Below are 20,171 nucleotides of genomic sequence, written 5' to 3' on the forward strand. Positions count from 1 at the left end.
CCGCCGGTCATCGTCATCTGCTGCACTTCCCCTGAGACTTGAGAGAGTTGACGAGACATCAGGGGCTACTGTGACGCACCGTCAAAAACGTTTAAGAACAGGCAGATTCGTACTCGCACAACTCACGGCATTCGGCGCGCTGGCCGGTGCGGCCCTGGTGGGGGCGGCACCGGCCGACGCCGTCCCGGGCACCACGCAGCTCGCGCCGGGTGTCACCTACCGGCAGTTCGACATCACGGCGGCCAAGGGTGTGACCCACGCCCATGTGGTCGTCGTGGACCTGCGCAACGCCCATGTGCGCGTCAACCTGCTGTACCCGGGTGCGGTGGCGGCCCGGGAGCCCGTCTCCCGGCTGGCCGACTCGGCGGGTGCCGTCGCGGGCGTCAACGGCGACTTCTTCAACATCTCCGAGACCCAGCACCCGGGCGTCGAGGCCACCGGCTCCACCGACGGACCGGCGATCGCGAGCGGCATCGCGCTGAAGGCCGCGGTGCCGGACGGCCAACGCTTCGGGCCCGAGCTGCCGCCCGGCACGAACACCCGGAACGTGCTCGGTGTGGGGGTCGACCGGGTGGCCCGGCTGGACAGTCTCGCCCTCAGCGGGTCGGTCCACACCCCGCACGGGCGGCTGACGCTCGGCGGGTTCAATCAGTACGCGTTGCCGGAGAACTCCATCGGCGCGTTCACCACACAGTGGGGCAGCGTCTCCCGGGTGCGTGCCACATGTGGCACGGACACGAACCGGGCCGGCGCCTGTAGTGGCGACACCTATGAGGTGACGGTGCGCGGGGGCCGCGTCGTGTCGGCGTCCAACACCCCCGGCAGCGGTGCCATCGCCGCGGGTACCACCGTTCTCGTCGGCCGTGAGGCGGGTGCGCGGCGACTGCGGAAGCTGGACACCGGCGAGCGGGTTCAGGTGAAGCACCGTCTCGTGGCGTCGAGGTCCGGAGTTCCGTACCGCTTCGCCCTCGGCGGCTACCCCGTCCTGCGTAACGGCCGGCCGCTGGCCGGTCTCGACAACACGGCCTCGGCCGTCCGCACCGCTGTGGGGATCGCGAACGGCGGCCACCGTCTGCTGCTGTTCGCGACGGACGGTGCGGTCGCCTACCGCAGCGGCCTCACGATCGACGAAGTCGCCACGCAGATGCGGGAGTTGGGTTCGGTCGACGCCTTCAGTCTGGACGGCGGCGGCTCGACGACCCTGGTCGCCCGCGCACCCGGCGCGAGCGCCGTCACGGTACGGAACCACCCCAGCGGCGGCGCCGAGCGTCCCGTACCGAACGGTGTCGGAGTCTTCTCGACCGACTGATCAACCGGCTGATCAGTCAACTGGTCGACCGGCTGGTCTCACGGATGCAGTCCGCTCACCAGATCCGCGGTGGCCGCCAGGCCGCTGTGGATCGTGGGCGCCATGCTGGTGCTGGCCATGAAGAACCCGAGCAGTGCGCAGACCAGCGCGTGGGAGAGCTTCAGCCCGCCGCTGCGCATGAAGATCACCGCAAGGATCAGGAGCAGCAGCACCACAGAGATGGAAATGGCCATCGTCACCCTCCTCCGCCACGCCGCCATGTCTGGTTCACGGCGTTCGGCCGCAAGTGTGGCGTAGCGGAGGGTTCGTCCGGGCTACTGACGTGTCCCCCGAACGTGTGGTGTCAGCACGTGTGCCGTCACCACATGCGATGTCACACCGTGCGGCGCGCGTCCAGGAACGCTTCCAGCCCGGCCAGGTCGTCGGTGTTGAGGAAGTCCACACCGGCGGCGAACAGTTCGTCCCACAGCGCGTCACGGGCCGGGCCCGCCACGTCCGGGGTGTTCCAGAACCGCACGGTCTGCTCGTGGGCATGCGCCTGCGCGACGATCGAGCGCAGCTTCCGCCGCTCGGCGTCGGGGAAGGCGCCGGTGCCGAGCCAGGTGAAGTTGGCCTGCCAGTCGTCGCTGATGAGCGAGATGAAGGAGGCGGGCGCCGAACTGCCGAGGTCGGCGAGCCGGCCGTCGTAGAAGGCGCGTCGTACGGTCTGTGCCTCCATGGGGATTCGGGCCGCGCGGTCGCCGGAGATGACGTTGGTGACGGCGCCCGGGTGGACGCGTCCGTGGGCGTAGGTCGTGAACAGGTGCTTGTAGCGCTGGAGATGGCGGTCGAGTTCGAGGTACGTCGAGGAGCCCTCGGTCTTGATGTCGATCAGGAGTTGCAGCGGATGACGCCAACCCCGGTACACCGAGCCGTGATTGGCCTTCACGAGGGCGGCGAGCGGGTCGAGGTAGAGGGATTCGAGCGTGCGGCTCGGATCGAGTTCGGACGCGGAGTGACCGATGAGGAGTTGGTCGCCGACGAGGAAGATGTCGGCCTCGACGCTGCCGAAACGGTGGTCGAGGGCGTCGAAGAGCGGGCGCGGGTGCTCGTAGTCGTTGTGGGCGTGGGCGCGCCACAACGGCCGCTTGCGGTGGCCTTGTTCGCCGGCGAAGGCGCTGCCCGCGGGCGGGGCGAGGACTGCCGCGAGGGTGGCGCCGAGCCCGGTGAGAGCTCTGCGACGGGTGATGAGGGCCATGGTGTTCCTCCGTGTGGGGCGGGCTAGAACCACAGGGAGTATGAGGCGGTGAGCACCCTAACGAACCTGCACATGACAGGAGTTGGCCGGACTGCCCTCGCGTGTTCACTCCTTCGGCGGGGGCGCACGGAAAAGCCCGCCCCAGGTGGGACGGGCTTCACCGAAGGGGCTACCGGCGGTCAGGGAGCGCGCAGATCGACCAGTTCCGCCAGCGCCTCGCGGTGGGCGCCCGCCGTGCCGTAGGCGATCGAGTCGGCCTTGGCCCGCTTCAGGTAGAGGTGGGCCGGGTGCTCCCACGTCATGCCGATGCCGCCGTGCAACTGGACGGCCTCCTCGGCCGCGTGGACGGCGACGGACGCCGCGTAGGCCTGCGCGACGGCGACCGCCACATCGGTGTCGTCACCGGTCGTGAGGGCGTCGGCCGCGTTGCGCGCGGCGGCCCGCAGGCTGACGACCTCCAGCCACAGCTGCGCCAGCCGGTGCTTCAGCGCCTGGAACCCGCCGACGGGCCGGTTGAACTGCTTGCGCTCCTTCAGATACCGGACCGTCTCCGTCAACGTCCAGTCGGCGAGCCCGAGTTGCTCGGACGCGAGCAGCCCGGCCCCGGCCCGCAGAGCACGCCGTACGGCGGGTTCGGCGTCCCCGATCCGACGCCCTGCGGCCCCGTCGAACATCACGCGCGCCAGCGGCCGGGTCAGGTCCAGGGACACCTGCGGTACGACGGTCACGGCGCCCGCGTCGACGGCGTACAGCCCGCCGTCCGCACCCGGCACCAGCAGCACATCGGCGGCGGCCGCGTCCGCGATGCCGGTCAACTCCCCGTACAGAGAGCCGTTTTCCTGCCGTACGGCCTTGTGGGCGCCGCCCGGTGCGACGCTCAGGGAGACGGCGAGGACGCCGATCTTCCGGCCCGAAGCCAGGTCCGCGAGCAGGTCGTCCGCATCGCACGCGAGGAGTGCCTCGGTGGCGACGACCGCGCTCGTGAGATACGGGACGGGGGCGACCGCGCGGCCCAACTCCTCCAGCACGACGGCGACTTCGCGGTGCGTGGCACCCTGGCCGCCCCGCTCCTCGGGCACCAGGAGGCCGGCGAGGCCCATACCGTCGGCGAGGGACTTCCAGAGGGACAGGTCGTGCGGGGCGTCCGACTCGGTGCGCACGATGACGCCGGCCGCGTCGCAGTGGTCGGTGAGCAGGTCCCGGACGGCGGCGCGCAGCGCCTCTTCCTCCTCCGAGTAGAGAAGATCTGTCATCGGGAGAGGTCCTTCCACGCGACGTTCTTGTCGGTGCGCGGCTCGGCCGGGAGGCCCAGGACGCGCTCGGCGACGATGTTCAGCAAGACCTCGCTGGTCCCGCCCTCGATGCTGTTGCCCTTGGAGCGGAGGTAGCGGTAGCCGGCGTCGCGGCCGGTGAAGTCCACCAGTTCCGGGCGCCGCATGGTCCAGTCGTCGTACAACAGGCCTTCCTCGCCCCGGAGTTCGACCTCCAGGCCGCTGATCTCCTGGTTGAGGCGGGCGAAGGCGAGCTTCATGCCGGAGCCTTCGTGGCCGGGCTGGCCCGCGACGAGCTGCTGGCGCAGCCGCTCGCCGGAGAGGCGGGCGACCTCGGCCTCCACCCAGAGCTTGAGGAGGCGCTGGTGGAGGTCGTGCGTGCGCAACTCCGGGCGTTCGCGCCAGGTTTGGCTGACCGGGCCGATCATGCCGCCCTCGCGCGGGATGCGCATGCCGCCGATGGAGACGCGCTCGTTCATCAGCGTGGTCTGCGCGACCCGCCAGCCGTCGCCGATCTCGCCGAGGCGATGGGCGTCCGGGATACGGACGTTGGTGAGGAAGACCTCGTTGAACTCGGCCTCGCCGGTGATCTGGCGCAGCGGCCTGACCTCGACGCCTGGGTCGGTCATGTCGCAGATGAAGTAGGTGATGCCCGCGTGCTTGGGCACGTCCGGGTCGGTGCGCGCGATGAGGATGGCCCAGCGGGCGAGATGGGCGCTGGACGTCCACACCTTCTGCCCGTTGACGACCCACTCGTCGCCCTCACGCACCGCGCGCGTGCCGAGCGCGGCCAGGTCGGACCCGGCGCCCGGCTCGCTGAAGAGCTGACACCAGACCTCCTCGCCGACCCAGAGCGGCCTGAGGAAGCGCTGCTTCTGCTCCTCGGTGCCGAAGCGGAGGACCGTCGGGGCGGCCATGCCGAGGCCGATTCCGATCCGGCGCGGGTCGTTGTCGGGGGCGCCCGCGGCCTCCAACTCGGCGTCCACGACGGCCTGGAGAGAACGCGGGGCACCCAGCCCGCCGAGCCCCTCGGGGTAGTGCACCCACGCGAGTCCCGCGTCGAAACGGGCCTTGAGGAAGTCGAGCTGGCCGGTCTCCAGCGGTGGGTGCGCGGCCAGCAACTCCTGGGCGCGGCGGCGCAGTTCGGCCGCGCTCGCGGCCGCTCCCGTGGTCTCTTCGCTCATACGGCGGCTCCGTTCTCCAACGACGGTACGACGACGACCCGGCCGGTGGTCACACCGTCGCCGACCCGCTGCACGGCGGCGGCCGCACCGGCCAGCGGCACGCGCTCGCTCACCAGCGGCTTGATGGCGCCTCGCGCGGCCAGGTCGGTCAACCGCTCGTGGCAGTCGAGGATCAGCTTCGGGTTCTTGACGGCGTACAGGCCCCAATGCAGGCCCAGGATCGAGTAGTTCTTCACCAGCGCGTGGTTGAGGCCGGGGCTCGGGATCGTGCCGCTCGCGAAGCCCACGACCACGATCCGGCCCTCGAAGGCGACGGCCTTCGTGGACTGCGTGTAGGCGTCGCCGCCGACCGGGTCGAAGATCACGTCGGCACCGCGCCCGCCGGTGGCCTCCTTGACGGCCGCGACGACGTCCTCGGTACGCCGGTCGATCACGACGTCGCAGCCCAACTCCCGTGCCACGACGGCCTTTTCGGCACCGCCGACGACACCGATGACGGTGGCACCGGCTGCCTTGCCGAGCTGTACGGCCGCACTGCCGACCCCGCCGGCGGCGGCGTGCACGAGCAGGGTCTCGCCCGCCTCCAGGTGAGCGCGCTGGTGGAGGGCGAACCAGCCCGTCTGGTAGCCGATGTGGAGTGCGGCGGCCTCGGCGTCGTCCAGCGAGTCGGGGGCGGGCAGCAGACCGGCGGCGTCCGCGACCGCGTACTCGGCGAAACCGCCGTACGGCAGCGCGGGGTTGGCGATCACGCGGCGGCCGACCTCGGTCTCGCCGCAGATCTCGACGCCCGGGGTGAACGGGAGCGGAGGCTTGACCTGGTAGTGGCCTCGGCACATCAGGACGTCCGGGAAGTTGATGTTCGCGGCGCGCACCTTCAGCAGGACCTGGCCCGCACCGGGGGTCGGCTGCCGCACCTCCTCCAGGCGCATCGCCTCACTCGGCTCGCCGTTCTGGTGCACTTGCCATGCCTGCATGCGGGGCCTCCACGGGACTGCTCTGGCTGACCGGGGTCGATTGCATACTAAGCGGTTGCTTGCCGATCAGGGAACCGTCGGGTTCGTCACGGTCGGGTGGGTGCGGGTAGTTCCTTGACCGCAAGCCGGTGGGGGCTGGTCGCGCAGTTCCCCGCGCCCCTTCAGGGCGCGCTTTACCGGGCCTTCTTAGGGCGTGCTCGGACATGCATCCGCTCCCCCTGCGGGCCGAACAGGCTCAGGAACTCCGCGGGGCCCTCCCCCGTCGACCCGAACCAGTGCGGTACCCGCGTGTCGAACTCGACGGCCTCCCCCGTCGCGAGCACCACGTCGTGTTCGGCGAGCACGAGGCGGAGCCGGCCGGACATCACGTACAGCCACTCGTAGCCCTCGTGCGTCCGCAGGTCGGGTTCCTCCTTGCGCTGCGGGACCAGCACCTTGAAGGCCTGGACTCCGCCCGGCTGACGGGTGAGCGGCCAGTAGGTGCGGCCGTGCCGCTGGATCGGCTCGGCCCGCACCCGGGGATCGCTCACAGCCGACGTCCCCACCAGCTCGTCCAACGGCACCTGATGGGCCCGCGCGATCGGCAGCAGCAGCTCCAGGCTGGGCTTGCGGAGGCCGGACTCCAGGCGGGACAGCGTGCTCACCGAGATGCCGGTCGTCTCCGAGAGCCCGGCGAGGGTCGCGCCCCGCTCCTTCCGGATCCGCCGCAGTCGCGGGCCGACCTCCGCCAGGACCTCGTCCGTGTCGTCGTTCATGACCGATATTGCAGTTTCGGCAAACACGTTTGTCAATACGGCAGCGATGGGGCGACCTTCGGGGGTGGAGGTGGTCACCGTGACCGAGACACGTACCGGAACCTACGAAGTGGTCGTCATCGGCGGCGGAGCGGCGGGGCTCTCCGCCGCGCTGGTCCTGGGCCGGTCCCGGCGCCGCACGCTGGTCGTCGACGCCGGCGAGCCGCGCAACACGCCCGCCGCGCACATGCAGGGCTACCTGTCCCGGGACGGCATGTCACCCGCCGAGTTCCTCACCCTGGGCCGCGAGGAGATCGCGCGCTACGGCGTCGACCTCGTCCGGGACCGCGCGGTGGACGTCACGAAGAGCGAGGGCGAGGACTTCGCCGTAGCGCTGGCCGGTGGGGAGACCGTGCACGCGCGGCGGATCGTCGTCGCCACCGGGCTCAAGGACGAGTTGCCCGCCGTCCCCGGAGTCGCCGAGCGCTTCGGGCGGGACGTGATCCACTGCCCGTACTGCCACGGCTGGGAGGTCCGTGACCAGGCCTTCGGGGTGCTCGCGACAACGCCGATGAGCGTGCACCAAGCGCTGATCGTGTCGCAGTGGTCCAAGGACGTGACCCTGTTCCTGCACACCGTCGCCGAGTCCGAGCTGACGGACGACGACCTGCGCAGGCTGGCCGCGGCCGGGGTCTCCGTGGTCCCCGGCGAGGTCGCGGAACTGGTCGTCGAGGACGACCGGCTCACCGGCGTCCGCCTTACTGGGGCCCCCTCCGGGCGAGGCACCACGCACCCCCGCGAGGCCCTGTTCGTGGCGCCTCGGGCCGTTCCGCAGACCAGCCTCCTGGAGAAGCTGGGCGCCGAGTTGCAGGAGACTCCGTTCGGCGCGTACCCCGTGGTCGACCCGACGGGGCTGACGACCGTGCCCGGGGTGTGGGCCGTCGGCAACGCGATGGGCTTCGCGGAGCAGGTCGTGAACGCGGCCTCCGCCGGGTACCGGGCGGGCGCCACGATCAACGGCGAGCTGCTCATGAGCGATCTCGACGCGGCCGTCCGGGTGTAGACCGCCCGGCTCCGTTGCACGATGGCTGCATGCTGCTGACCCGGCTCGCGCATGTGTCCCAGGAGGTCGCCGCCACCTCGGCGCGGTCCCGGAAGATCGCCCTGCTCGCGGAGCTCTTCCGGGACGCGGCGCCGGACGACGTCCCGATCGTCATCCCCTATCTGGCGGGCCGCCTGCCACAGGGGCGGCTCGGCATCGGCTGGAAGGTGCTCAGCCAGCAGGTCGACCCGGCCACCGAACCCACTCTCACCGTGCGAGAGGTCGACGCCCGGCTCACCGACCTCGGCAAGGTGTCGGGAGCCGGTTCGCAGACCGAACGCGCCCGTCTGGTGGGCGAGTTGATGGGGGCGGCCACCGCCGACGAGCAGCGTTTCCTGTTCGGCCTGATCACCGGCGAGGTCCGGCAGGGCGCCCTGGACGCGGTCGCCGTGGAGGGGCTGGCCGAGGCAACTGGCGCGCCCGCGACGGACGTTCGGCGGGCCGTGATGCTGGCCGGTTCGCTCCGGACGGTGGCCGAGGCCCTGCTCGCGGACGGGCCCGCCTCCCTCGACCGCTTCCGGCTGACCGTGGGGCGCCCGGTCCTGCCGATGCTCGCGCACAGCGCCGCCTCCGTAGCGGAAGCGGTAGAGAAGCTGGGCGGTTGCGCGGTCGAGGAGAAACTCGACGGCATCCGCGTCCAGGTCCACCGCGACGGCGAGGTCGTACGGCTCTACACCCGCACCCTCGACGACATCACCGACCGCCTGCCCGAACTCACCGCCGCCGCACTGGAGTTGAGCGGCGAGCGATTCATCCTGGACGGTGAGGTCATCTCCTTCGACGAGGACGGGCGGCCCCGTTCCTTCCAGGAGACGGCGGGCCGGGTGGGTTCGCGGGTGGACGTGGCGACGGCCGCCGCGACGGTCCCCGTCTCCCCCGTGTTCTTCGACGTACTGTCCGTCGACGGCCGCGATCTGCTCGACCTGCCGTTCGCCGAACGGCACGCGGAACTGGCCCAGTTGGTGCCTGAGCCGATGCGCGTCCGCCGAACGCTCGTGTCCGGCCCCGAGGATGTCCCGGCAGCCGAGGCCTTCCTCGCCGAGACCTTGAGGCGCGGCCACGAGGGGGTCGTAGTCAAAGGCCTCGACGCCCCCTACAACGCGGGCCGCAGGGGCGCCTCTTGGCTGAAGGTGAAACCCGTCCACACGCTGGACCTGGTCGTCCTGGCCGCCGAGTGGGGGCACGGCCGCCGCACCGGAAAACTCTCCAACCTCCATCTGGGCGCCCGGAGTTCGGACGGTTCCTTCGCGATGCTCGGCAAGACCTTCAAGGGGATGACCGACGCCCTGCTGACCTGGCAGACCGAGCGTCTCCAGGAGCTGGCCGTGGAGAGCGACGGCCACGTGGTGACCGTACGGCCCGAACTCGTCGTAGAAATCGCGTATGACGGACTGCAGAAGTCGACCCGCTATCCGGCCGGTGTCACGCTGCGCTTCGCGCGGGTCGTGCGGTATCGGGAGGACAAGCGGGCGGAGGAGGCGGACTCGGTGGAGACGTTGTTGGCGGCACATCCGGAGGTGAAGCCGTGAGTGGGGACGCGCGGGGGAAGCGGAGCGCCGGGCTGTTGTTGTTCCGGCACACCGAACGTGGGCTGGAGGTGTTGCTCGGCCATATGGGTGGCCCGTTCTTCGCGCGCCGGGACGCGGGGGCGTGGAGTGTGCCGAAGGGCGAGTACGAGCCCGACGAGGCCGCCTGGGACGCGGCCCGGCGTGAGTTCCGGGAGGAGCTGGGGCTCGCGCCGCCCGAGGGTGAGGCGATCGAGCTGGGTGAGGTGCGGCAGAGCAACGGGAAGGTCGTCACCGCGTGGGCGATCGAGGCGGATCTGGACCCGGCGGCCATGGTTCCCGGCACCTTCCGGATGGAGTGGCCGCCGAAGTCGGGGCAGGTCCAGGAGTTCCCGGAGCTGGACCGGGTGGAGTGGCTGAGCCTCGAACGGGCGCGGGAGGTCGTCGTCACCGCACAGGCCACGTTTCTCGACCGGCTGACGGAGCACTCGGACTGAGCGCGCGACATGTGTACGCGTTGCGGTCACCCGTGCCACGCGGGAAGGTCGAAGCACAGCCCGCTCCAGGAGGTCAGCCATGCCCATCGCGACGGTCAACCCGGCGAACGGCGAGACGCTCAAGACGTACGAGGCCATGGGTGCCGAGGAGATCGAGCGCCGGCTCCAGCTCGCGGAGGCCACGTTCCGCACGTACCGCACGTCCGCCTTCGCCGAGCGCGCCCGGCTCATGCACCGGGCCGCCGATCTGCTCGACGAGGACCAGCAGGACATCGGCCGGATCATGACCACGGAGATGGGCAAGCCGGTCAAGCAGGCCCGCGCGGAGGCGGCCAAGTGCGCGAAGTCGATGCGCTGGTACGCCGACCACGCCGAGGAACTCCTCGCCGACGAACAGCCCGCCGCGGCCGACGTCAAGGACTCCGGCGGTTCACGGGCCCTGGTGCGCTACCGGCCGCTGGGCCCCGTCCTCGCGGTGATGCCGTGGAACTTCCCGTTGTGGCAGGTGATCCGCTTCGCCGCGCCCGCGCTGATGGCCGGCAACGTCGGTCTGCTCAAGCACGCGTCGAACGTTCCGCAGACCGCCCTCTACCTGGAGGACCTGTTCCACCGCGCGGGCTTCCCGGCGGGCGCCTTCCAGACCCTGCTGGTCGGTTCCGGCGCGATCGAGGAGATCCTGCGCGACGAGCGGGTCAAGGCCGCCACCCTCACCGGCAGCGAACCCGCCGGGCGCGCGGTCGCGTCCGTCGCCGGCGACATGGTCAAGAAGACGGTGCTGGAACTGGGCGGCAGCGACCCGTACGTCGTCATGCCGTCCGCCGACATCGACCGGGCCGCGCAGATCGCGGTGACCGCGCGGGTGCAGAACAACGGGCAGTCGTGCATCGCCGCCAAGCGGTTCATCGTGCACGCGGATGTCTTCGACGCGTTCGCCGAACGGTTCGTGGCGGGCATGAAGGCGCTCACGGTCGGTGATCCGCTGGAGGAGGAGACCGAGGTCGGGCCGGTCGCGAGTGAGCAGGGCCGCAGCGATCTGGAGGAACTCGTCGACGACGCGGTGGAGAGCGGGGCGACCGTGCTGTGCGGTGGTGAGCGGCCGGACGGGCCCGGCTGGTTCTACTCGCCGACCGTCCTCACCGACATCACCCGCGAGATGCGGATCCACCGCGAGGAGACGTTCGGGCCCGTCGCCACGCTGTACCGGGTCGGCGGCCTCGACGAGGCCGTCCTCCTCGCCAACGACACGCCGTTCGGGCTGAGTTCCAACGTGTGGACGCGGGACGAGGCGGAGGTCGAGCGGTTCGTACGGGACCTGGAGGCGGGCGGGGTGTTCTTCAACGGGATGACCGCGTCGCATCCGGCGTTCCCGTTCGGCGGGGTGAAGCGGTCCGGGTACGGGCGGGAGCTGTCGGGGCACGGAATCCGCGAGTTCTGCAACATCACCACGGTATGGCACGGAGCGTGAGCGTTCCGCGGCTACGATCCCCTCTGTGAACCGCGAAGTGACTCTGCCTCTGATCGTCGACGACCGCGGGACCTTGCAGGTGGCTGCCGCGGATGTCAGCAAGCTTTTGCGTACCGTGGGTGGGCGGTGGCTGCATCTTGTCGAGGCCGGTGAAGAGGGGCTCGACGAGGACACGGTGGCTGCGTTGACGATCGAGCTGGCGAAGCTGGCGGACCGTATTGACGTGGCCTGCATCGCCCATAGCAGTGGGGGGTCGTCGTAGTTCGCTGAGTGCGGGTGCGCCGTGGCTTGTCGCGCCCACGCGGCGGAGCCGCAAATAGATACAGCCCCGCGCCCCTGGGGATCTTCCCCCCAGCGTGTTCCAGAACATTGCCTCGTAGTACTTGAGGCTGCGGCTGTATCCGTGGACCAGTTCCGGCGCTGGCTCGGCGAAGAAATCGAAGAAACCGCAGGCCTCGTCCGTGAAGGCGTAGTGCTCGCGCAGCGCGGCGGCGATTTTCGCGCAATAGCCGCCCCATTCCGTTCCCTCCGCCAGGAACTCGAAGAGAACCGATGCCTCCGGGGTCGTCTCCGGGCGTTGCGCCAGATGCGGGAAAGCGCGGCGGTCTGCCGGGATCACCCGGTGTTGTTCCAGGGCCAGGGTTGCGAGGATTTCTCGGGGGCGGCACCGGTCTCGATCCGGGCTGCCAAAGGGTTGGTGGTCATCGCGTCCTTCTTCGGCCGGGGTCCGGATACTGATCCGACCTTTACACAGGGTCCCTGAATTGGAGTAGTCCACCGAGAGATCGTCGCCCTCAAGGGTGATCGTGGGTGCACCACCCTCTGAGGTGAACCACCTTCTGACCGGCGGGCGAAGGCCTTCCGGAAGGCGAAAGCAGGGACGGTTCATGGCGACTTTGTGCAAGCCCTCGGTGTCGGTTCCCGAGCACGTGATCACGATGGAGGAGACGCTGGAGCTGGCGCGCTCCCGTCACGCGGACCACCCCAACCTGCCGCTGGCCCTCCGGCTGATCGAGAACACCGGTGTGCGCACCCGGCACATCGTGCAGCCCATCGAGGAGACCCTGAAGCACCCCGGGTTCGAGGACCGCAACCGGATCTACACGGCCGAGGCGAAGGCCCGCGTCCCGTCGGTCGTGCAGCGCGCGCTCGACGAGGCGGAGCTGCTCACCACCGACATCGACGTGATCATCTACGTCTCGTGCACGGGCTTCATGATGCCGTCGCTCACGGCCTGGCTGATCAACGAGATGGCGTTCGACGCCACCACCCGCCAGATCCCGATCGCCCAGCTGGGCTGCGCGGCCGGCGGCGCGGCCATCAACCGGGCGCACGACTTCTGCACGGCCTACCCGGACGCCAACGCGCTCATCGTCGCCTGCGAGTTCTGCTCGCTGTGCTACCAGCCGACCGACCTCGGCATCGGCTCCCTGCTCTCCAACGGCCTGTTCGGCGACGGCATCGCCGCCGCGGTGGTGCGCGGGCGCGGCGGCACGGGCATCCAGCTGGAGCGCAACGGGTCGTACCTGATCCCCAAGACCGAAGAGTGGATCATGTACGACGTCCGGGCCACCGGCTTCCACTTCCTGCTGGACAAGCGGGTGCCGGCCACCATGGAGCCCCTCGCGCCGGCGCTCCAGGACCTCGCGGGACTGCACGGCTGGGACGCGGCCGACCTGGACTTCTACATAGTCCACGCGGGCGGGCCCCGAATACTCGACGACCTGAGCAAGTTCCTGCAGGTCGACCCGCACGCGTTCCGGTTCAGCCGGGCCACCCTCACCGAGTACGGCAACATCGCCAGCGCCGTCGTCCTGGACGCGCTGCGCCGGCTGTTCGACGAGGGCGGCGCCGAGGACCGGGCGCGTGGACTGCTCGCCGGGTTCGGACCCGGTATCACCGCCGAGATGGCCCTGGGCCGCTGGCACAGCGACGACCGAGAGACGGCGTGAGTACGTGACTGAAGAGACGCTCACCGAGACCCTGCCCCCGGTCCGGCCCTGGCCGGCCCTCGATCTGACCGGGGTGGACTTCGACCCGGTCCTCGCCAAGCTGATGCGGGAGGGTCCGGTCAACCGGATCAAGCTGCCCAACGGCGAGGGCTGGGCCTGGCTGGTCACCCGGCACGACGACGTGCGGATGGTCACCAACGATCCCCGGTTCAGCCGCGAGGCGGTGATGGACCAGCCGGTGACCCGGCTCGCCCCGCACTTCATCCCCGCCCGCGGCGCGGTCGGCTTCCTCGACCCGCCGGACCACACCCGGCTACGGCGCTCGGTCGCCCCGGCGTTCACGGCGCGCGGGGTGGAGCGGGTGCGGGAGCAATCCCGGCTGCTGCTGGACGAGTTGATCGACGACGTGCTCCAGCACGGACCGCCGGCCGATCTCACCGAGGCGGTGCTGAGCCCCTTCCCCATCGCGGTGATCTGCGAGCTGATGGGCGTCCCGGCCGCCGACCGGCACGGCATGCACACCTGGACCCAGCTCATCCTGTCCTCCTCGCACGGCGCCAAGGTCAGCGAGAAGGCGAAGCAGGAGATGGGCGCGTACTTCGGCGATCTCATCGGTCTGCGGGAGGGCGGCGACGGCGAGGACGTCGCCTCGCTGCTCGGTGCCGCCGTGGGCCGGGAGGAGATCACCCTGGAGGAGGCGGTCGGGCTCGCGGTGCTGCTGCAGATCGGCGGCGAGGCGGTCACCAACAACAGCGGGCAGATGTTCTACCTGCTGCTGACCCGCCCGGATCTCGTCGAACGGCTGCGCACCGAACCGGAGTTGAGGCCCCAGGCCATCGACGAACTGCTGCGCTACATCCCGCACCGCAACGCGGTCGGACTGTCCCGGATCGCCATGGAGGACGTGGAGATCCGCGGGGTACGGATGCGCGCGGGCGACCCGGTCTACGTGTCGTACCTGGCCGCGAACCGGGACCCGGACGTGTTCCCGGACCCGGACCGGATCGACTTCACGCGCAGCCCGAACCCGCACGTCTCCTTCGGCTTCGGACCGCACTTCTGCCCCGGCAACATGCTGGCGCGGCTGGAGTCCGAACTGCTGGTGGACGCCCTGCTGGACCGGCTGCCGGGGTTGCGGCTCGCGGTCCCGGCCGATGAAGTGCCGTTCAAGAAGGGCGCGTTGATCCGCGGGCCCGAGGCACTGCCGGTGACGTGGTGAGGTGCCGATGACGGCGACGGAGGGGCTGCTGGTGCCGCCGGGTCACGGCCGGGTCGTCCAGACACCGGCGCAGCACGTGACGTTCAAGGTGACCGGCTCGCACTCGCGGACCGCGTCGACCTTCGAGGTGGTGGTGCCGCCGGGGTTCGATGTCGGGGCCCATGTGCACACCCGTAGCGAGGAGTTGTTCTACGTGCTCGAAGGCGAGCTGGATGTCCTCGCCTTCGAGCCGCGGATCCGGACCCCTGACAACTGGCAGCGGTGGGAGTCGAGTTCGGGCACGCGGGTCGTACGGGCGACTCCGGGGACGGTGGTCGTCGTACCGCCCGGGTGTCCGCACGCGTTCTCGAACCCCACGGAGACGGCGGCGAAGATGTTTTTCCAGGCGTCTCCGCCGCCGGATCATGAGCGGTATTTCGAGGAGCTGTTGGAGATTCTCGGGGGTGGGGGGCCGCCGGATCATGCGGCTATCGAGGAGTTGCGGGGCCGGTACGACATCGAGCAGCTGACGCCGTTGAAACACCGGTGAGTTTCGTCGGTTCTTTGTCTGCGGCCCGGTGGGGGCTGAGCGCGCAGTTCCCCGCGCCCCTAAAACCGCTTAGGCACCCGTGTTTTTAAGGGGCGCGGGGAACTGCGCGCTCAGCCCCCACCGGGCCGCACTCGAATCTCAACGAATCGGCATCCCGGACAACGTCCGCGCGATCACCAGCCGCTGAATCTCACTGGTGCCCTCGAAGATCGTGTAGATCGCCGCGTCCCGGTGCATCCGCTCCACCGGATACTCACGGGTGTAGCCATTCCCGCCGAGGATCTGAATCGCCTGCCCGGTCACCTTCTTCGCCGTCTCGCTCGCGAACAGCTTCGACATCGACCCCTCGGCCGCCGTGAACTGCTTGCCGTTGACGGCCATCCAGGACGCCCGCCACACGAGCAGCCGCGCCGCGTCGATGGACGTACGCATGTCGGCGAGCTGGAAGGCGACACCCTGGTTGTCGATGATCGGGCGGCCGAACTGCTCGCGGGTCATCGCGTAGTCGAGGGCGACCTCGTACGCGGCACGGGCCGTGCCCACCGCCATCGCGCCGACGGCCGGGCGGGACGCCTCGAACGTGGCCATCGCCGCGTTCTTCACCCGCTCGCCGCCGCCGGCCTTCGCGCGCTCACGGGCGCGGGCGAGGCGCTCGTCGAGCTTCTCCTTGCCGCCGAGCAGGCAGGAACCGGGGATGCGTACGTCCTCCAGGACGACCTCGGCAGTGTGCGAGGCGCGGATGCCGTGCTTCTTGAACTTCTGCCCCTGGGACAGGCCCGGCGTGCCCGACGGGACGATGAAGGAGGCGTGGCCCTTGGAGCCGAGGTCCGCGTCGACGACCGCGACGACGACGTGGACGTTGGCGATACCACCGTTGGTCGCCCAGGTCTTGGTGCCGTTGAGCACCCACTCGCCCTTGGCCTCGTCGTACACGGCACGCGTGCGCATGGAGGCCACGTCGGATCCGGCGTCGGGCTCGGAGGAGCAGAAGGCGGCGACCTTCACGTCATTGGCGTCGCCGTACATCTGGGGGATCCAGGTGCCGATCTGCTCCTCGGTGCCGTTGGCGAGGACGCCGACCGCGGCGAGACCGGTGCCGACTATGGAGAGGGCTATGCCCGCGTCGCCCCAGAACAGTTCCTCCATGGCCATCGGGATGCCGAGGCCGGTGGGGTCGAAGTACTGCTGGGCGTAGAAGTCCAGGGAGTAGATGCCTACCTTCGCGGCCTCCTGGATGACCGGCCAGGGAGTCTCCTCACGCTCGTCCCATTCGGCGGCGGCGGGGCGGATGACGTCGGCGGCGAAGCCGTGCAGCCAGTCCCGCACCTCCTTCTGTTCGTCGTTGAGTTCCATGGTGAACTCGGCCATGACTCCTCCAGCAGCGCACTAGCATGTTACTTGCGGTAACGACAGAGTCTGTTACCGACGGGTAGGAAAAGTCAACTCCCGATGACCACTCGGCAGCCCGTTCGAGGCGTTGGGGCCATTGAGTGTTAGTTTGCGCAGGCGTCACCGATTCAGCACGGGTGGGGAGAGATCATGGACACCACGCAGCGGACCGATCAACAGCGGTCCGCCGACCGCCGACGGCGCGAGTTGTTGGAGGCCGCGGACAGAGTGGTGCTGCGTGATGGTCCGCAGGCCTCGATGAACGCGATCGCCGCGGAAGCGGGTATTACGAAGCCGATTCTGTACCGGCACTTCGGGGACAAGGGTGGACTCTACGCGGCTCTTGCCAAGCGGCATACGGATGCCCTGTTGTCTTCGTTGCGGGCGGCGTTGGATGCGCCCGCTGAGCGTCGGGAGCGGGTTGAGGCCACGCTCGACACCTACCTCGCCGCGATCGAGGCGCTGCCCCAGGTGTACCGGTTCCTGATGCATCCCGTGGAGGGTGGGCAGACCGCGGATCAGGGGTTCGACACGGGGAATCACTCTGTTCCGCTGCTCCGGCGTATGGGCGAGGAGTTGGCTCAGGTCATCGAGGAGCGGGTGGATCTCGGGCCCAACAGTCAGCAACTGGCTCGGGTGTGGGGGCATGGGATCGTCGGGATGATGCACGCGGCGGGTGACTGGTGGCTGGGTGAACGGCCTTGTTCCCGGGCTGAGTTGGTGCGGAGTTTGGCTGATCTGCTGTGGGGGCGGTTGGCTGCCGCCGGGGACAAGGTCGGTGGGCCGGGGTTTTAGCCGGTTGTATTTCGGGTGCGCGTCCGGTGGGGGCTGGTCGCGCAGTTCCCCGCGCCCCTAAAAAACCTCGCTCACCGGTGTTGAGGACTGGTCGCGCCCACGCGGCGAAGCCGCACATCGGCACAGCCCCGCACCCCTAAAAAAACCTCGCTCACCGGTGTTGAGAACTGGTCGCGCCCACGCGGCGAAGCCGCACATCGGCACAGCCCCGCGCCCCTAAAAAGACCTCGGTCACCGGTGTTGAGAGTTGGCCGCAACCCCTAGAGGCATCAGCCTCACCGGTGCCATGTCGCTCGGGCCACCTGTCGCATCAAGCGTTTGTGGCGCCAGCCCGTCAAGTGGTCCGCGTATACCCGGCCTTCCACGTGGTCGTACTCGTGCTGCAAGCACCTTGCGAACCAACCCGTGCCGTGGACGGTGATCGGGTCGCCGGTCATCGTGAAGCCCTCGATGACCGCGTGGTCGTAGCGCTCGGTTCCCGCCTCAAGGCCCGGCAACGAGAGGCAGCCCTCCGGGCCTCTCAGCACCACACCGTCCGTCTCCACCAGGCGTGGGTTCACCACATGGCCCAGGTGGCGGGTGTCCTCGTCGTCGGGGCAGTCGTAGACGAACACCCGCAGGGACTCGCCTACTTGGTTCGCGGCGAGGCCCACCCCCTGGGCCGCGTACATCGTCGCGAACAAGTCCTCTACGAGGCAGGCGAGTTCCGGGCCGAAGTCTGTTACCTCGGTGCACTGGGTATGGAGCAGGGGGTCGCCGAGCAGGGTGAGGGGACGGACTCGCCCGTGGGCGCCCGGGATGGAGCCGTATCGCATGGGCGCAAGGGTACGGTTCTCTACGGCGCACGCCCGCCGCGAGGGGTTCGCGGTGCCGCGGTTCGGGCACCGATAAGGATCTCGATAGGCTGAGGTCCACACCACGTTGCCGGAGGCAGAGGCGCGGCGCGTACGCAAGGAGGATCGAGAACTGATGGCAGGCAACTCGGACCCGCTCACGCCGCGGGCCAAGCTGGCCGTGACGGCGGGCAAGGCGGTCGCGGCGGCATCGCGTGCCGCGGGGCGGGGCAGCGGATCGGTGATCGGCGGCCGAGTGGCACTCAAACTCGACCCCGACCTGCTCGCCCGGCTCGCACAGAACCTGGACGTGACGCTCGTCTCGGCCACCAACGGCAAGACCACGACGACGCGTTTGATCGCCGAGGCCCTCGGGGCCGCCGGCGAGGTCGTCTCGAACGCGCTCGGCGCCAACATGCCCGCCGGCATCACCTCGGCGCTGGCCGGTGGCTCGGCCGCCAAGTTCGGTGTCATCGAGGTCGACGAGAAGTACCTCGCCGGCGTCGCCCGCGACACCGACCCCAAGTGCATCGCTCTGCTCAACCTCTCCCGCGACCAGTTGGACCGCGCGGCCGAGACCCGCATGCTCGCGGAGAACTGGCGTGAGGGGCTGTCGGGTTCCAAGGCCGTCGTCGTCGCCAATGCCGACGACCCGTTGGTCGTGTGGGCCGCTTCCTCCTCCCCGAACGTGATCTGGGTCGCCGCCGGGCAGATGTGGAAGGACGACGCCTGGTCCTGCCCGTCCTGCGGTGGCGTGATGCAGCGGCCCGGCGACGACTGGTTCTGCGGCGAGTGCGGATTCCGTCGGCCGACGCCGAGTTGGTCACTGTCCGGGGACCATGTTCTCGATCCGCACGGCTCCGCCTGGCCCATTCACCTCCAGCTGCCGGGGCGCGCCAACAAGGCCAACGCCGCGTCCTCCGCCGCGGTCGCCGCCGTCTTCGGGGTGCCGCCGCAGGTCGCCCTGGAGCGCATGTACCGGGTGCAGGCCGTCGCCGGACGTTATGACGTCGTCCAGTTCATGCAGCGCGACCTGCGTCTGCTGCTGGCGAAGAACCCGGCGGGCTGGCTCGAAACGTTCAGCCTGATCGATCCGCCGCCGACCCCGGTGATCCTCTCGGTGAACGCGCGCGGCGCCGACGGCACCGACACCTCGTGGCTCTGGGACGTCGACTACACCCGACTGACCGGCCACCCCATCTTCGTCGTGGGCGACCGCAAGCTGGACCTCGCGGTCCGCCTGGAAGTGGCGAACCAGCACTTCCAGGTCTGCGACAACCTCGACCAGGCCGTGCAGCAGGCGCCGCCCGGCCGGATCGAGGTCATCGCGAACTACACCGCGTTCCAGGACCTGCGCCGCCGCGTCGGCAACTGAGACTCAGAGGACGAATTGACCATGAGCGACAACCAGCTGCGTCTGGTGTGGATCTACCCGGACCTGCTGAGCACCTACGGCGACCAGGGCAACGCCCTTGTCGTGGAACGCCGGGCACGGCAGCGCGGCCTCGACGTGGCCCGGCTGGACGTGCGCAGCGACCAGCCCATCCCGACCTCGGGCGACATCTACCTGATCGGCGGCGGCGAGGACCGCCCGCAGCGCCTCGCGGCGGAGCGCCTGCGCCGTGACGGCGGCCTGCACCGGGCCGTCGGCAACGGCGCGATCGTCTTCTCGGTGTGCGCCGGCTACCAGATCCTCGGCCACGAGTTCATCAACGACCTCGGCCAGCGCGAGCCCGGCCTCGGCCTGCTCGACGTGGTGTCGACGCGCGGCGAGGGCGAGCGGTGCGTCGGTGACGTCCTCGGCGACATCGACGCCCGCCTGGGCCTGCCCCAGCTGACCGGCTTCGAGAACCACCAGGGCATCACCCATCTCGGCCCCACCGCCCGCCCGTTCGCGCAGGTGCGGCTGGGCAAGGGCAACGGCACGGGCGACGGCACGGAGGGCGCGTACAACGACACGGTGTTCGGGACCTACATGCACGGGCCCGTGCTCGCCCGCAACCCGCTGATCGCGGACCTGCTGCTGAAGCTGGCCCTCGATGTGAACGCGCTGCCGCCGATCGACGACCGCTGGTACGAGGCGCTCCGCAACGAGCGCATCGGCGCAGCTCAGCAGCCTGCCTGAACCAGGTCCGAGGGCGGGTGTCCATCTCCGCTTCGGATACCGGCAACCAGC

At 69.9% G+C, this 20,171-nt stretch carries 21 protein-coding genes; 13 read left to right on the forward strand and 8 right to left on the reverse strand.

Annotated elements, in window-relative coordinates:
- Positions 1-157 precede the first annotated feature (157 nt).
- Positions 158-1,309 carry a phosphodiester glycosidase family protein gene (locus tag OG407_RS09265; protein WP_405856791.1) on the forward strand — a complete coding sequence of 384 codons (1,152 nt, stop codon included), beginning with the start codon at positions 158-160 and terminating at the stop codon, positions 1,307-1,309.
- A 38-nt stretch (positions 1,310-1,347) separates the two neighbouring features.
- On the opposite strand, the gene OG407_RS09270 is transcribed toward OG407_RS09265, so the two are convergent.
- From OG407_RS09270 to OG407_RS09295, 6 genes are all read right to left on the reverse strand, one after another.
- Positions 1,348-1,542 carry a hypothetical protein gene (locus OG407_RS09270; protein ID WP_405856793.1) on the reverse strand — a complete coding sequence of 65 codons (195 nt, stop codon included), beginning with the start codon at positions 1,540-1,542 and terminating at the stop codon, positions 1,348-1,350.
- A gap of 140 nt (positions 1,543-1,682) precedes the next feature.
- Entirely contained in the window at positions 1,683-2,546 is an 864-nt protein-coding gene (locus tag OG407_RS09275) for a phosphatidylinositol-specific phospholipase C/glycerophosphodiester phosphodiesterase family protein (protein WP_405856795.1), read from the reverse strand.
- A gap of 179 nt (positions 2,547-2,725) precedes the next feature.
- A complete protein-coding gene (locus OG407_RS09280) occupies positions 2,726-3,799 on the reverse strand; it encodes an acyl-CoA dehydrogenase family protein (RefSeq protein WP_405856797.1) in 1,074 nt (357 codons plus the stop codon).
- Positions 3,796-5,001, reverse strand: coding sequence for an acyl-CoA dehydrogenase family protein (locus OG407_RS09285; protein WP_405856799.1), 1,206 nt, complete (start codon positions 4,999-5,001; stop codon positions 3,796-3,798). The genes OG407_RS09280 and OG407_RS09285 overlap by 4 nt, the downstream gene beginning before the upstream one ends.
- Positions 4,998-5,975, reverse strand: coding sequence for an NADPH:quinone oxidoreductase family protein (locus OG407_RS09290; RefSeq protein ID WP_405856801.1), 978 nt, complete (start codon positions 5,973-5,975; stop codon positions 4,998-5,000). Before OG407_RS09290 ends, OG407_RS09285 begins: the two co-directional genes overlap by 4 nt.
- 173 nt (positions 5,976-6,148) lie before the next feature.
- Complete coding sequence (locus OG407_RS09295) at positions 6,149-6,730, reverse strand: helix-turn-helix domain-containing protein (RefSeq protein WP_405856803.1); 582 nt, start codon at positions 6,728-6,730, stop codon at positions 6,149-6,151.
- Positions 6,731-6,776: 46 nt separating this feature from the next.
- Between OG407_RS09295 and OG407_RS09300 the strand changes: the two genes are divergently transcribed.
- The 9 genes from OG407_RS09300 (at position 6,777) to OG407_RS09340 (ending at position 14,978) form a co-directional block, all read left to right on the forward strand.
- Positions 6,777-7,772, forward strand: coding sequence for an NAD(P)/FAD-dependent oxidoreductase (locus OG407_RS09300; RefSeq protein WP_405856805.1), 996 nt, complete (start codon positions 6,777-6,779; stop codon positions 7,770-7,772).
- Between the two features lie 29 nt (positions 7,773-7,801).
- Positions 7,802-9,340 (forward strand): ATP-dependent DNA ligase, encoded by a 1,539-nt coding sequence (locus OG407_RS09305; RefSeq protein WP_405856807.1) that lies wholly within the window; start codon positions 7,802-7,804, stop codon positions 9,338-9,340.
- Positions 9,337-9,813, forward strand: coding sequence for an NUDIX domain-containing protein (locus OG407_RS09310; RefSeq protein WP_405856809.1), 477 nt, complete (start codon positions 9,337-9,339; stop codon positions 9,811-9,813). Before OG407_RS09305 ends, OG407_RS09310 begins: the two co-directional genes overlap by 4 nt.
- 79 nt (positions 9,814-9,892) lie before the next feature.
- A complete protein-coding gene (locus OG407_RS09315) occupies positions 9,893-11,278 on the forward strand; it encodes an NADP-dependent succinic semialdehyde dehydrogenase (protein ID WP_405856811.1) in 1,386 nt (461 codons plus the stop codon).
- A 25-nt stretch (positions 11,279-11,303) separates the two neighbouring features.
- Positions 11,304-11,540, forward strand: coding sequence for a DUF6213 family protein (locus OG407_RS09320; RefSeq protein WP_317880821.1), 237 nt, complete (start codon positions 11,304-11,306; stop codon positions 11,538-11,540).
- Positions 11,541-11,681: 141 nt separating this feature from the next.
- On the forward strand, positions 11,682-12,041 hold the full coding sequence (locus OG407_RS09325) for a hypothetical protein (RefSeq protein WP_405856812.1): 360 nt from the start codon (positions 11,682-11,684) through the stop codon (positions 12,039-12,041).
- Positions 12,042-12,165: 124 nt separating this feature from the next.
- A complete protein-coding gene (locus tag OG407_RS09330; protein ID WP_365307291.1) occupies positions 12,166-13,230 on the forward strand; it encodes a type III polyketide synthase in 1,065 nt (354 codons plus the stop codon).
- Between the two features lie 4 nt (positions 13,231-13,234).
- Complete coding sequence (locus tag OG407_RS09335; protein WP_405856813.1) at positions 13,235-14,449, forward strand: cytochrome P450; 1,215 nt, start codon at positions 13,235-13,237, stop codon at positions 14,447-14,449.
- 7 nt (positions 14,450-14,456) lie between these two features.
- Positions 14,457-14,978 (forward strand): cupin domain-containing protein, encoded by a 522-nt coding sequence (locus OG407_RS09340; RefSeq protein ID WP_405856815.1) that lies wholly within the window; start codon positions 14,457-14,459, stop codon positions 14,976-14,978.
- A gap of 138 nt (positions 14,979-15,116) precedes the next feature.
- Here OG407_RS09340 and OG407_RS09345 read toward each other — a convergent pair whose 3' ends face one another.
- On the reverse strand, positions 15,117-16,346 hold the full coding sequence (locus tag OG407_RS09345; RefSeq protein WP_405856817.1) for an acyl-CoA dehydrogenase family protein: 1,230 nt from the start codon (positions 16,344-16,346) through the stop codon (positions 15,117-15,119).
- Positions 16,347-16,517: 171 nt separating this feature from the next.
- Here OG407_RS09345 and OG407_RS09350 point away from each other — a divergent pair, with 171 nt between their 5' ends.
- Positions 16,518-17,162, forward strand: coding sequence for a TetR family transcriptional regulator (locus OG407_RS09350; RefSeq protein WP_019070916.1), 645 nt, complete (start codon positions 16,518-16,520; stop codon positions 17,160-17,162).
- Positions 17,163-17,437: 275 nt separating this feature from the next.
- On the opposite strand, the gene def is transcribed toward OG407_RS09350, so the two are convergent.
- Positions 17,438-17,977: a peptide deformylase gene (gene def / locus OG407_RS09355; protein ID WP_405856818.1), complete on the reverse strand. Its 540-nt coding sequence runs from the start codon at positions 17,975-17,977 to the stop codon at positions 17,438-17,440.
- 154 nt (positions 17,978-18,131) lie between these two features.
- Here def and OG407_RS09360 point away from each other — a divergent pair, with 154 nt between their 5' ends.
- Complete coding sequence (locus tag OG407_RS09360; RefSeq protein ID WP_403593624.1) at positions 18,132-19,370, forward strand: MurT ligase domain-containing protein; 1,239 nt, start codon at positions 18,132-18,134, stop codon at positions 19,368-19,370.
- A gap of 21 nt (positions 19,371-19,391) precedes the next feature.
- Positions 19,392-20,120 carry a type 1 glutamine amidotransferase gene (locus OG407_RS09365; RefSeq protein WP_405856820.1) on the forward strand — a complete coding sequence of 243 codons (729 nt, stop codon included), beginning with the start codon at positions 19,392-19,394 and terminating at the stop codon, positions 20,118-20,120.
- Positions 20,121-20,171: the final 51 nt, after the last annotated feature.

Source organism: Streptomyces sp. NBC_01515 (assembly GCF_045040345.1).
Taxonomy (GTDB): Bacteria; Actinomycetota; Actinomycetes; order Streptomycetales; family Streptomycetaceae; genus Streptomyces.